Raw genomic sequence first — 12,328 nt, 5'->3', positions numbered from 1 at the left:
GCCTGCTCCAGTTTAGTGTTTGTCGGCCTCGTCGACGTCGCGCAGCACATCCTTGCGCGCGGCCTTTTCCTCGATACCGGAAATGCCTTCACGGCGCGCCAGCTCGTCGAGCACCTGCTGCGGCGTCAGGTCGAACTGGGCCAGCATCACCAGCGAATGAAACCACAGGTCGGCACATTCGTATAGCACTTTGGATGGATCATTGTCGCGCCGTGCATCCTTGGCGGCCATCACCGTTTCGGTGGCTTCTTCGCCGATCTTCTTCAGGATGGCGTCGTCGCCCTTGGCAAACAGCCTCGCCACGTAGGAAGTAGCCGGATCGCCGCCATTGGCCAGCTTGCGCGATTCGATCACGGCCGCCAGGCGCTTCAGGGTTTCACTCATTTGCTTTTGGTTTCCGTGTAGATGGTGTCAGGGTCTTTCAGCACCGGCTCGACAACCTGCCATTCGCCGGTCTTCTCGTCACCTTCGAACTTCTGGTAAAAGCACGCATGGCGGCCGGTATGGCAGGCGATGCCGCCGGCCTGCTCGACCTTGAGCAGTACCACGTCTTCATCGCAGTCGAGGCGGATTTCCAGCACCTTTTGCGTATGGCCCGACTCTTCGCCCTTGTGCCACAGCTTCTTGCGCGAACGACTCCAGTAGACGGCCTCGCCCAGCTCCACCGTGCGCGCCAGCGCATCGCGGTTCATCCAGGCAAACATCAGCACATCGTTGCTGCCCGCTTCCTGCGCGATCACCGGCACCAGGCCGTGCTCGTCCCATTTGACCTTCTTGAGCCACTTGGCGTTGCTGGGCACAATTGTTCCGTTTTGCATATTTTCCTCTAATCAATCCAAACGCATCGGAATGCCCTGCTGCGCCATAAAGCGCTTGGCTTCCTGCACCGTATGCTGGCCGTAATGGAAGATGCTGGCGGCCAGCACCGCATCGGCGCGGCCCTGCTTGACGCCATCGACCAGATCCTGCAGGCCGCCCACGCCGCCCGAGGCGATCACGGGAATACTGACGGCATCGGACACGCCGCGCGTCAGGCCCAGGTCGAAGCCAACCTTGGTGCCGTCGCGGTCCATGCTGGTGAGCAGGATTTCGCCGGCGCCCAGGCTTTCCATCTTGCGCGCCCACTGAAACGCATCGAGGCCGGTGGCATTGCGCCCGCCGTGGGTAAACACTTCCCACTTGCCGGGCGAGACCTGCTTGGCGTCGATCGCCACCACGATGCACTGCGAGCCGTGCTTTTGCGACGCCTCGTACACCAGTTGCGGATTGGTGACGGCCGAGGTGTTGATGCTGACCTTGTCGGCGCCGGCATTGAGCAGACGGCGCACGTCGTCGACCACGCGCACGCCGCCGCCGACGGTCAGCGGAATAAAGACCTGCGAGGCGACCGCTTCGATAATGTCGAAGATCAGGCCACGGTTGTCGCTCGACGCGGTAATGTCGAGAAAAGTGATTTCGTCGGCACCCTGCTCGTCGTAACGGCGGGCAATTTCAACCGGGTCGCCCGCGTCGCGCAGTTCGGTGAAATTAACGCCTTTGACGACGCGGCCATTGGTCACGTCCAGGCAGGGGATAATTCGTTTTGCAAGCATGATTAATCCAGATTGTCGCCACTAGAGTAGCGCGCCGGGCGGGCAAGCCGCCATGGCGCGCCGGATTGGCATCAGGCGTCGGCGTCGCTGTCGATGTCGCCGCTCAGTTCATCGGCGCGCAGTTGCGCCTGGGCCAGGTCGATCGTGCCTTCGTAGATCGAACGGCCGCAGATCACCCCTTCGATGCCTTCATCCTGCACCGCGCACAGCGCTTCGACGTCGCCCAGGTTGTGCAGGCCGCCCGAAGCGATCACGGGAATCTTGACCGCTTGCGCCAGCTTGACGGTCGCTTCGATATTGATGCCGCCCATCATGCCGTCACGGCCGATATCGGTATAGATGATCGATTCAACGCCATAGGCTTCGAATTTTTTCGCCAGGTCGATCACTTCGTGGCCCGACATCTTGCTCCAGCCGTCGGTCGCCACCTTGCCGTCCTTGGCGTCGAGGCCGACGATGATATGGCCAGGGAAAGCGCCGCAGGCGTCATGCAGGAAACCCGGGCTCTTCACTGCGGCCGTACCGATGATCACATAGGTAATGCCGGCGTCGAGGTAGCGCTCGATGGTGTCGAGGTCACGGATGCCGCCGCCCAATTGCACCGGAATTTCATCGATGCCGTTTTCTTCCGCGAAGTCCTGCACCGCTGCCAGGATGGCCTTGATGGCGCCTTCATTTTTCGGCTTGCCGGCAAACGCGCCGTTCAGGTCGACCAGATGCAGCCTGCGCGCGCCTTGCTTGAGCCAATGGCGCGCCATGTCGGCAGGGTCTTCGGAAAATACGGTGGCAAGTTCCATATCGCCTTGTTTCAGGCGTACGCAGTGACCGTCTTTGAGGTCGATGGCGGGAATAAGCAGCATGGTCAGTGTGGTTTAAAGTGGTGAAATGCAGTGGGTGAAAGGCAAACTAGCCGGCGACACGCTCACGGTTGCCAGTTAACGAAATTCTTGTACAGCTGCAAACCGGCAGCCGCGCTTTTTTCAGGGTGAAACTGGGTAGCGAAAATATTATCACGGGCCACCGCGCACGCGAACGGCTTGCCGTAGATAGTCTGGCCGACTGTATGCGCAGCCTCTTGAGGCTGAGCAAAATAGCTGTGCACGAAATAGAAATAGGCGTTGTCGGCAATGCCGTCCCACAAGGCATGCGGCGCCGTCTGGCGCACCTGGTTCCAGCCCATTTGCGGCACCTTGAAGCGCGAACCGTCTTCCTGCAGCTGGCCGTCGAGCTGGAAACGCACGACTTTGCCAGGCAACAGACCGAGGCCGGCCGCATTGCCTTCTTCGCTGCCGTCAAACAGCATCTGTTCGCCGATGCACACGCCCATCATCGGCTTGTTGTTGGCAGCGCGCAACAACGCTTCCTGCACGCCCGATTCACGCAGGCTGCGCATGCAGTCGGGCATGGCGCCCTGGCCAGGCAGCACGATGCGGTCGGCGCTGTCGATATCGGCCACTTCGCCGGAAATGCGCACGTCGGCGTCCGGCGCCACGGCGCGCAGCGCTTGCGCCACCGAGCGCAGATTGCCCATGCCGTAATCCACCACCACAATTTTTTTCATGTGTTTCATCTCAGAGTTAGCAGACAAGAAGCCAGCGCTTACAGGCTGCCCTTGGTCGAGGGAATGATGCCGGCAGCGCGCTCGTCGTGCTCGGCGGCCATGCGCAGGGCGCGGCCAAAGGCCTTGAAGACGGTCTCGCACTGGTGATGGGCGTTGGTGCCGCGCAGGTTGTCGATATGCAGCGTGACGCCGGCATGGTTGACAAAGCCGCGGAAAAACTCCAGCGTCAGGTCGACGTCGAAGCCGGCAATCATCGCACGCGTAAACGGAATATGGTATTCGATGCCAGGGCGGCCCGAAAAGTCGAGTACCACGCGCGACAGCGCTTCATCGAGCGGCACATAGGCATGGCCGTAGCGGCGGATGCCCTTCTTGTCGCCGATGGCCTTGGCCACCGCCATGCCCAGCGTGATGCCCACGTCTTCCACCGTATGGTGGTTGTCGATATGCACGTCGCCGGTCGCTTCGATTTCCATGTCGATCAGGCCATGGCGGGCGATCTGGTCGAGCATATGGTCGAGGAAAGGCACGCCGGTATTGAGCTTTTGCTGGCCGGTACCGTCAAGGTTGATGGCGACGCGAACTTGCGTCTCGTTGGTATTGCGCGTGATATCTGCGGTGCGGTTCATGAGGGGACTCTGGCGATGGGCTAAACGATCGATGCCTTGAGGGCATCGTAAAAAAGGGCATTTTCTTCGGGGGTACTGACGCTGATACGCAGGCAGTTGGCCAGCACAGCATGCATTTTACTCATATTTTTAACTAAAACCCGGTGAGCAAGCAGCTTTGCATAAACTTCGTCGGAATCAGCCACACGAATCAATAGAAAATTTGCTTTTGAGGCAAATACGGTGACGCCGGGCAGTGCTGCCAGCTGCGCTGCCAGTGCATCGCGTGCGCTGTTGAGCAAGTCGGCCTGGGCATTGAGCACAGCGATATGTTCGAGCGCGAATTCGGCCGCTACCTGCGTGAGGATATTGACGTTGTAAGGCGGGCGCACTTTTTCAAATTGCGCCAGCAGCGCCGGTGCAGCCGACATGTAGCCAAGGCGAATGCCGGCCAGGCCCAGCTTCGACACCGTGCGCATCACCACCAGATTGTCGAATTCGGGCAGGCGAGGCATGAAGCTTTGCTGGGCAAACGGTTCATACGCTTCATCGAGCACGGCAATGCCGGTGTCGCCGAGCGCGGCAATGATGCGCTCGATATCGTCGGTGGCAAACAGGTTGCCGGTCGGATTGTTCGGATAGGCCAGGAACACCAGCGATGGGCGGTGTTCGGCAATCGCTGCCAGCATGGCGTCCATGTCGAGGCTGAAGTCGCTGCGCAGCGGCACGCCGACAAACTCCATGCCAGCAAACTGCGCCGAGCGCGGCACCATCACAAAGCCCGGCACCGGCGCCAGCATGACGGCACGGCGCGCTTCGCCCTGGCGCGCGCAGGCCATGGCCAGGATCGAGATCAGTTCATCGGAACCGTTGCCCAGCAAGACATCGTAGCCAGCCGGCACGCCCAGCGTGCGGCAGATGGCGGCCTTGAGCGTGTCGTATGCGGGCGGATAGCGGTTGAGCACGGCGCCGGCCAGGCGCGCGCCCAGCTCGTCGCGCAGCGGCTGCGGCAGCAGATACGGGTTTTCCATCGCATCGAGCTTGATATAGCCGGACGCATCTGGCACATGGTAGCTGCCAGTGGCGCGGACATCGGCACGCACGGTATTGCTGATTAACTGATCGAGGAAAGCCATGCTTGCCAATACTCCTGTCTAGATGGAAACGTCTTTCGCCACGGCGACCGGCTTTTTCGCGAGGGTTTTTCGCGCCGTCGGCTTGCGCCTGGCCGGCTTGGCCGGCAACACCGTTTCTTTTGGCGCCGACATGGCGGCGTGCTGCGCCGCCAGCCGCTGTTCGATAATCGCGCAATAGTCGCGATTCAATTCAAAACCGACAAAGTGACGTCCGCAGCGCAGCGCCGCCAGTGCAGTGGTGCCACTGCCCATGAACAGGTCCAGCACCACCCCGCCCGGCGGACAGGACGCTTTCACCATGCGCTCGATGATTTCCAGTGGCTTCTGGGTCGGATGGTCGGCCCGCTCCGGATGCTCCTTGTGCAGGCGCGACACACTCCACAGGTCTTTCGGGTTGTAGCCCAGTTCCAGCCATTTGGCGCCGACAAAGATCGAGCGCGAACGCGCTTTCTTGGTCGCGGCATCGTAGGCGATGCGCACCGCGTCGAGGTCGAAATAGTAGTCCTTGCGCTTGACGAAAAAACCGATGGTGTCATGCACTGAGGTAAAACTGCGCACGCTGCCGCCCATCGACGGCACGCGGCGGTCCCAGATGATTTCATTCATCATCGTCATGCGCTGCTTGAGCATGACGAATACCTCCGGCGAATTGCGCCAGGTGGTAAACACATACAGGCTGCCGTTGGCTTTGAGCTTGGGCAGCGCGGCGTCGATCCACTGCTCGGTCCAGCGCAAGTAGTCGTCCAGCGTCTGCCGGTCAGAGCCGTTGCCGTAATCCTTGCCCAGGTTGTACGGCGGATCGGTCAGGATCAGGTCGACCGAGCCATCGGCAATGCGCGCCAGCCCGGCCAGCGCGTCTTCGCAATAGACCTGGTCGAGCCACACCGGCTGCGCCGCCGTCTCCGTCATGACTGCGGCTTCAGACGCAGTTCGGCGCTGCGCGCATGCGCCTGCAGGCCTTCGCCATAGGCCAGTGTGGCCGCCACGCGGCCCAGTGTTTGCGCGCCCGCTTCGCTGACGTGTATCACCGACGAACGCTTCTGGAAGTCATACACGCCCAGCGGCGACGAAAAGCGCGCGGTGCGCGAAGTCGGCAGCACGTGGTTGGGACCACAGCAATAGTCACCCAGCGACTCGGATGAAAAGCGCCCGAGGAACATCGCGCCCGCGTGGCGGATCTGCTCGGCCCATTGTTCGGGGTTTTCAGCCGAGATTTCCAGGTGTTCGGCCGCGATATCGTTGGCGATCCGGCAGGCCTCTTCCATGCTGGCCACCTTGATCAACGCGCCACGGTCGGCCAGCGAGGTGCTGATGGTGGCCTGGCGCGGCATGGTCGGCAGCAGGCGGGCGATGCTTTCTTCCACGCGTGCAATATAGGCGGCGTCCGGGCACAGCAAAATGGCTTGCGCCAGCTCGTCGTGCTCGGCCTGCGAAAACAGGTCCATCGCCACCCAGTGCGGATCGGTGGTGCCGTCGCACAGCACCAGGATTTCGGAAGGTCCGGCAATCATGTCGATGCCGACGATGCCGAACACGCGCCGCTTGGCCGCTGCCACATAGGCGTTGCCGGGGCCGACGATCTTGTCGACCTGGGCGATGGTCTGCGTGCCGTAGGCCAGCGCGCCGACAGCTTGCGCACCGCCGATGGTAATCACGCGCGTCACGCCGGCAATCGCGGCGGCGGCCAGCACCATCTGGTTTTTGATGCCGTCCGGGGTCGGCACCACCATAATGATTTCACCGACGCCGGCCACCTGGGCCGGAATCGCGTTCATCAGCACCGATGATGGGTAGGCAGCCTTGCCGCCGGGCACATAGATGCCGACGCGGTCAAGCGGCGTGACTTTCTGCCCCAGCACCGTGCCATCGGCTTCGGTGTACATAAAGCCGCGCAGTTCTTCGCGCTGGCGTTCGTGGAACGCGCGGATGCGCTGGGCGGCGATCTGCAAGGACTCGCGCTGCGCCGACGGCAGGCCGTTCAGTGCAGCCTGCAGTTCGGCCTGCGAGATATCGAAAGCGCCCATTTCGGCCGCGCCGCCGTGCGGGATGCGGTCGAAGCGGTTGGTGTATTCAAGCACGGCGGCGTCGCCGCGCACTTTGACGTCGGCCAGTATCTTGCCCACTGCGGTCTCGATGGCGTCATCGGTGCCGGCGTCAAACGCCAGCAGCGTCGTCAGCGCTTGTTGAAAGCCTGGCTGGCTGGAATCGAGCTTGCGAATCTGGATCGGCATAATGGTTTCCTGCTGCTTAGCTGGCCTGCGAGGCGCTTTGCGAGGCGCGCTCAAAGGCTTCGATAATCGGTTGCAAGCGCGCACGCTTGAGTTTCAAGGCGGCCTGGTTGACCACCAGGCGCGAAGAAATATCCATGATCTCTTCCACTTCGACCAGGTTGTTGGCGCGCAACGTGCTGCCGGTACTGACCAGGTCGACAATCGCGTCCGACAGGCCCACCAGCGGCGCCAGCTCCATCGAGCCATACAGCTTGATCAGGTCGACGTGCACGCCCTTGGCGGCAAAGTGCTCGCGCGCTGTATGCACGAACTTGGTGGCCACACGCAGGCGCGCGCCCTGGTGCACCGCCTTGGCGTAATCAAAACCGGCCTGCACCGCCACCGACATGCGGCAGGCGGCGATATTGAGGTCGATCGGCTGGTACAGGCCTTCGCCGCCGTGTTCCAGCAGCACATCCTTGCCGGCCACGCCAAAGTCGGCCGCGCCGTACTGCACATAGGTCGGCACGTCGCTGGCGCGCACGATAATGACGCGCACGGCAGGGTCGTTGGTCGGCAGGATCAGCTTGCGCGACGTTTCCGGGTTTTCCAGCACGCGGATGCCGGCCGCTTCCAGCAACGGCATGGTGTCATCGAAAATGCGGCCCTTGGACAGCGCCAGGATCAGTTGCGAGTCATTGTTCAAACCAGTCATGAGCTTGCCTTTTATTTGATGCGTTTGATATTGGCGCCGACTGCCGACAATTTGAGTTCCATGCGGTCGTAGCCACGGTCCAGGTGATAGATGCGGTCGATCAGCGTTTCGCCATCGGCCGCCAGGGCAGCGATCACCAGCGAGGCCGACGCGCGCAGGTCGGTGGCCATCACGGGCGCGCCGCGCAGTTGCTTGACGCCGGCGATCATGGCCGTATTGCCTTCGATGGTGATATCGGCTCCCAGGCGGTTCATTTCCTGGACATGCATGAAGCGGTTTTCAAAGATCGTCTCGGTCACGCGGCTGGCGCCGTTGGCGATCGTGTTGACGGCCATGAACTGCGCCTGCATGTCGGTTGGAAAACCCGGATACTCGGTGGTGCGGAAGCTGACCGGATTCGGGCGGGCCGACATCTCGGCGCGGATCCAGTCGGCGCCAAAAGTCATGGTCAGTCCCATCGCGCGCAGCTTGTCGAGCGCCGCGTCGAGGATGTCGGTGCGCACATTGCGCAGCGTGATATCGCCGCCGGTGGCCGCCACCGCGCACAGGAAGGTACCGGTCTCGATACGGTCGGCAATGACCGTATGGGCGGCGCCGTGCAGTTCGGCCACGCCCTGGATCACCAGGCGGCTGGTGCCGATGCCGTCGATCTTCGCGCCCATCGCCACCAGCAGGTTGGCCAGGTCGGTCACTTCCGGCTCGCAGGCGGCGTTTTCCAGAATGGTTTCGCCGTCGGCCAGGGTAGCGGCCATCAGCAGGTTCTCGGTGCCGGTCACGGTAATCATGTCGGTGACGATGCGCGCGCCCTTGAGCTTGGCGCACTTGGCGTAGATATAGCCGGCTTCAATGCGGATCTCGGCGCCGAGTGCTTCCAGGCCCTTGATATGCTGGTCGACCGGACGCGAACCGATGGCGCAGCCGCCCGGCAGCGAGACTTTCGCTTCGCCGAAGCGCGCCAGCAGCGGGCCCAGCACCAGGATCGAGGCGCGCATGGTTTTCACCAGGTCGTACGGCGCTTCCAGCGAGGTGATATTGCTGCCGTTGAGCACCACGCGTTCGCCGTCCTGCTGAACTTTCAAGCCGGTCTGGCCCAACAGTTTCAACATGGTGGCCACGTCGTGCAGATGCGGCACGTTCGACAGTTCCAGGTCGCCGGCGGTCAACAGACCCGCGCACAGGATCGGCAGGGCAGCGTTCTTGGCGCCGGAAATAATGATATCGCCGTGCAGGCGGTTGCCGCCATTGATCAGGAGCTTGTCCATGTGCTTATCCTTGGTATTCGTCAGGGGTCAGGGTTTTCATCGACAGCGCGTGGATTTCTTCGCGCATGCGGTCGCCCAGTGCCGCATAGACGATCTGGTGGCGCTGGATGAGGCGCTTGCCGATAAACTGCGGCGAGACGATGATGGCCTGGAAGTGGGCGCCATCGCCCTCCACTTCGAGGTGCGTGCATTCGAGGCCAGCCTGCAGGTAGCCGTGGATCAGTTCTGGGGTAGTGGTCACGATAATTCCTTGGTATTTTTGATAGTGTGTACTTGCTGTTTGGTTCAATGACGCAGGCGGTAGCCGCTTTTGAGCAGGCGGATCGAGGCAAACGCCAGGATCACCAGGAAGCCGCCCACGATGGACAGGCTGATCCAGGGGCTGACATCGGAGACGCCGAAAAAGCCGTAGCGGAAGCCGTCGATCATGTAAAAGAAGGGGTTCAGATGCGACACCGTCTGCCAGAACGCCGGCAGCGAATGGATCGAATAGAACACGCCCGACAGGAACGTGGCCGGCATGATCAGGAAGTTCTGGAATGCGGCCAGCTGGTCGAATTTTTCAGCCCAGATACCGGCGATCAAACCCATGGTGCCCAGCATGGCGGCGCCGAGGAAAGCAAACACGATAATCCACAGCGGCGCCACGAACGACAGGTCGGTAAACCAGAACGTGATGGCAAACACGCCAAAGCCGACTGCCAGGCCGCGCACGATCGAGGCGAGCACATAGGCTGAAAAGATTTCCCAGTGCGACAAAGGAGTCAGCAGCACGAACACCAGGTTGCCGGTAATTTTGGACTGGATCAGCGAGGACGAGGAATTGGCAAAGGCGTTCTGCAGCACGCTCATCATCACCAGGCCGGGAATCAGGAACGCCGTGTAGCTCACGCCAGGGTGCACTTCCACCCGGCCTTCGAGCACATGGCCGAACACCAGCAGATACAGCATTGAAGTGAGCACAGGAGCACCCACCGTTTGCGTGGCCACTTTCCAGAAGCGCAGCGTCTCTTTATAGACGAGGGTGCGAAAACCTGAGGACATCATACGGTACCTTTATCCATGATCTGCAAGAAGATATCTTCCAGGTCAGCCTGTTGCAATTGCATTTCTTCGATTCCGGCGCCCGCTTCGCGCAGGCGTGCCAGGATTTTTTCCACTTCGCTGTATTCGTTGACGCGCAGCGTGAACTTGTTGGGCGAAGTCGCCAGTTCCGGGTGCAGCACCAGGTGCTGCAGGTCGGCCGGCAAACTGCCGTGGCTGAGCGTGACTTGCAGCTGGGAACCGGCAATGCGGCGCACCAGCGCCGACATCGAGTCGAGCGCCACCACCTTGCCGGTTTTCAGCATCGCCACGCGCTGACACATGGCCTGCGCTTCTTCCAGATAATGGGTGGTCAGCACCACCGTGTGGCCGCCTTCGCGGTTCAGGCGCGAGATGAACTTCCACAGCGTCTGGCGCAGTTCAACGTCAACGCCGGCGGTCGGCTCGTCGAGCACGATCACCGGCGGCTTGTGCACCAGCGCCTGGGCCACCAGCACGCGGCGCTTCATGCCGCCCGACAGTGCGCGCATATTGGTGTCGGCCTTACCGGTCAGGTCGAGGTTTTCCATCACCTCGTCGATCCACTTGTCGTTATTGGGCAGGCCGAAGTAGCCGGACTGCAGGCGCAGTGTCTCGCGTACTGTGAAGAAGGGGTCGAACACCAGTTCCTGTGGTACCACGCCAACACTGCGGCGCGCATTGCGGAAGTCGGTCACCACATCGTGGCCCTGGATCTTCACGCTGCCGGCGTCCGGACGGATCAGGCCGGCAATAATGGAAATCAACGTGGTCTTGCCGGCGCCATTGGGACCGAGCAGGCCGAAAAACTCGCCTTCTTCGATCGCCAGCGAGACGCCGCCGAGCGCCTTGAGCGATTTATAGCTCTTCTCTACATTCGTAATTTGAATTGCGGTCATGTGCTTCAATCAGTGTGATGCATCAGGTGTCATGCTGGCCCGCAGGCCGGACAGGGCGCCGTCTTCCATCGGAAGTGGCGCAACAGTCAATTATAGTTGGAAAAAACGTGGAACACTTGGAGATCAGGCCAAAGGCACTACTGGCTGCCGGCTTGATTTACTGCTGATGCGGGGAGTGGGACAGGGTCAATGATGCTGCAGGTCGGACGCGATGACGGCATGTGCTTCGCCGCCACAGTCCGCCGGGCTCAGCGCGCTCGATACCAGCGAGCACACGCCATACAGCTTGGTCAGGTTTTTCAGGTTGGTCGGCAGATTGACCAGTTCGAGCTCACCGCCGGCTTCCTGCGCTGCGCGCTGCCAGCTCAGCATCACCGACACGGCCGCCGAATCGACCGCCTGCACATTGCGCAGGTCGAACCTGGTCTGGCCCGTGCGGATCGCCTCGAGACCCTGCTCCAATGCCGATGAGGCATTATCGAAGGTCAGCGAGGTCAGGGACTGCAAAGTGTCGAGTGAGTCTGGCATGGCGTTAGCTGCGCTGGAACGTGGTCTGGACCATCATGATAGCCGATTATTTGGCTTTGGCTAAAGGACGCGATGCCAGCGTCTTGTTCTTGTCGGCCAGGGTCTTGATCAGGCCATCGATGCCGCCCTTGCTGATTTCGCTGTTGAAGCTGCTTTTGTAGGTTTCAACCAGCCACGCACCAAGTACGTTGATGTCATAGATCTTCCAGCCGTTCGGCGTCTTGGCCACGCGGTAGTTCAGCGGCACCGGCTCGCCACGGGTCATGTTGACCTGCGAACGCACTTCCACTTCCGTATCGCTTGGATCGGCGCGCAGTGGCTTGAATTCCACGGTTTCGTTCTTGATCTGCGACAGCGCACCCGAATAGGTGTAGATCAGCAGGGTGCGGAATTCATCGGACAGGCGCTTTTGCTGGTCCGGCGTGGCAGTACGCCAGTGGCGGCCAGCGGCCAGTGCCGTCATGCGCTGGAAATCAACGTAAGGCAGGATTTTTTCTTCCACCAGCGCGGTCACGCGCTTGATATCGCCAGCCTGGATGGCCTTGTCGGTCTTGGCCGTTTCAATGACATCCTGGCTGATGCGCTTGACCAGAACGTCAGGCGCTTCGGTGGCCGGTGCGGCAGCTTGTGCGGCGGTGGCAAAGGCGATGGTCGCCATCGCCAGCAGTTGTTTGAACAATTTCATGGTTGTACCTTTCTGTGGTCGTGCTGTTCACAGGCTGTCGATCATGGCAGCCCCGTGTCTTGGGCCAGGC

Annotated in this window: 16 protein-coding genes; all 16 read right to left on the bottom strand. The window is 61.2% G+C overall.

Features of this window, described 5'->3' with window-relative positions; all coding sequences use genetic code 11:
* Window positions 1–12: 12 nt before the first annotated feature.
* Window positions 13–384, bottom strand: coding sequence for a phosphoribosyl-ATP diphosphatase (locus GCM43_RS19260; protein ID WP_152247288.1), 372 nt, complete (start codon window positions 382–384; stop codon window positions 13–15).
* A complete protein-coding gene (hisI, locus tag GCM43_RS19255; protein WP_152247521.1) occupies window positions 381–800 on the bottom strand; it encodes a phosphoribosyl-AMP cyclohydrolase in 420 nt (139 codons plus the stop codon). The genes GCM43_RS19260 and hisI overlap by 4 nt, the downstream gene beginning before the upstream one ends.
* 30 nt (window positions 801–830) lie before the next feature.
* Window positions 831–1,592 carry an imidazole glycerol phosphate synthase subunit HisF gene (gene hisF, locus GCM43_RS19250; protein WP_152247286.1) on the bottom strand — a complete coding sequence of 254 codons (762 nt, stop codon included), beginning with the start codon at window positions 1,590–1,592 and terminating at the stop codon, window positions 831–833.
* Between the two features lie 71 nt (window positions 1,593–1,663).
* Entirely contained in the window at window positions 1,664–2,452 is a 789-nt protein-coding gene (gene hisA, locus GCM43_RS19245) for a 1-(5-phosphoribosyl)-5-[(5-phosphoribosylamino)methylideneamino]imidazole-4-carboxamide isomerase (RefSeq protein ID WP_152247284.1), read from the bottom strand.
* A 62-nt stretch (window positions 2,453–2,514) separates the two neighbouring features.
* Complete coding sequence (gene hisH / locus GCM43_RS19240) at window positions 2,515–3,153, bottom strand: imidazole glycerol phosphate synthase subunit HisH (protein ID WP_152247282.1); 639 nt, start codon at window positions 3,151–3,153, stop codon at window positions 2,515–2,517.
* 38 nt (window positions 3,154–3,191) lie between these two features.
* Window positions 3,192–3,782, bottom strand: coding sequence for an imidazoleglycerol-phosphate dehydratase HisB (gene hisB / locus GCM43_RS19235; RefSeq protein ID WP_152247280.1), 591 nt, complete (start codon window positions 3,780–3,782; stop codon window positions 3,192–3,194).
* A 20-nt stretch (window positions 3,783–3,802) separates the two neighbouring features.
* Window positions 3,803–4,897, bottom strand: coding sequence for a histidinol-phosphate transaminase (gene hisC / locus GCM43_RS19230; RefSeq protein ID WP_152247278.1), 1,095 nt, complete (start codon window positions 4,895–4,897; stop codon window positions 3,803–3,805).
* Between the two features lie 18 nt (window positions 4,898–4,915).
* A complete protein-coding gene (locus GCM43_RS19225; protein WP_152247276.1) occupies window positions 4,916–5,806 on the bottom strand; it encodes a DNA-methyltransferase in 891 nt (296 codons plus the stop codon).
* A complete protein-coding gene (gene hisD, locus GCM43_RS19220; RefSeq protein ID WP_152247274.1) occupies window positions 5,803–7,128 on the bottom strand; it encodes a histidinol dehydrogenase in 1,326 nt (441 codons plus the stop codon). Before hisD ends, GCM43_RS19225 begins: the two co-directional genes overlap by 4 nt.
* A gap of 16 nt (window positions 7,129–7,144) precedes the next feature.
* Entirely contained in the window at window positions 7,145–7,822 is a 678-nt protein-coding gene (hisG, locus tag GCM43_RS19215) for an ATP phosphoribosyltransferase (protein WP_152247272.1), read from the bottom strand.
* 11 nt (window positions 7,823–7,833) lie between these two features.
* Window positions 7,834–9,084 carry a UDP-N-acetylglucosamine 1-carboxyvinyltransferase gene (gene murA / locus GCM43_RS19210; protein ID WP_152247270.1) on the bottom strand — a complete coding sequence of 417 codons (1,251 nt, stop codon included), beginning with the start codon at window positions 9,082–9,084 and terminating at the stop codon, window positions 7,834–7,836.
* A 4-nt stretch (window positions 9,085–9,088) separates the two neighbouring features.
* Complete coding sequence (locus GCM43_RS19205) at window positions 9,089–9,325, bottom strand: BolA family protein (protein WP_152247268.1); 237 nt, start codon at window positions 9,323–9,325, stop codon at window positions 9,089–9,091.
* 44 nt (window positions 9,326–9,369) lie between these two features.
* Window positions 9,370–10,131, bottom strand: coding sequence for an ABC transporter permease (locus GCM43_RS19200; protein WP_152247266.1), 762 nt, complete (start codon window positions 10,129–10,131; stop codon window positions 9,370–9,372).
* Window positions 10,128–11,045 carry an ABC transporter ATP-binding protein gene (locus GCM43_RS19195; protein ID WP_152247264.1) on the bottom strand — a complete coding sequence of 306 codons (918 nt, stop codon included), beginning with the start codon at window positions 11,043–11,045 and terminating at the stop codon, window positions 10,128–10,130. Before GCM43_RS19195 ends, GCM43_RS19200 begins: the two co-directional genes overlap by 4 nt.
* 186 nt (window positions 11,046–11,231) lie before the next feature.
* A complete protein-coding gene (locus tag GCM43_RS19190; RefSeq protein WP_152247262.1) occupies window positions 11,232–11,573 on the bottom strand; it encodes an STAS domain-containing protein in 342 nt (113 codons plus the stop codon).
* 46 nt (window positions 11,574–11,619) lie between these two features.
* Complete coding sequence (locus GCM43_RS19185; RefSeq protein WP_152247260.1) at window positions 11,620–12,258, bottom strand: MlaC/ttg2D family ABC transporter substrate-binding protein; 639 nt, start codon at window positions 12,256–12,258, stop codon at window positions 11,620–11,622.
* Window positions 12,259–12,328: the final 70 nt, after the last annotated feature.

Source organism: Janthinobacterium aquaticum, assembly GCF_009208565.1.
Taxonomy (GTDB): Bacteria; Pseudomonadota; Gammaproteobacteria; order Burkholderiales; family Burkholderiaceae_D; genus Janthinobacterium.
Note: the sequence above shows the minus strand (reverse complement) of the source record. Positions and strands in the feature narration are given on the sequence as shown.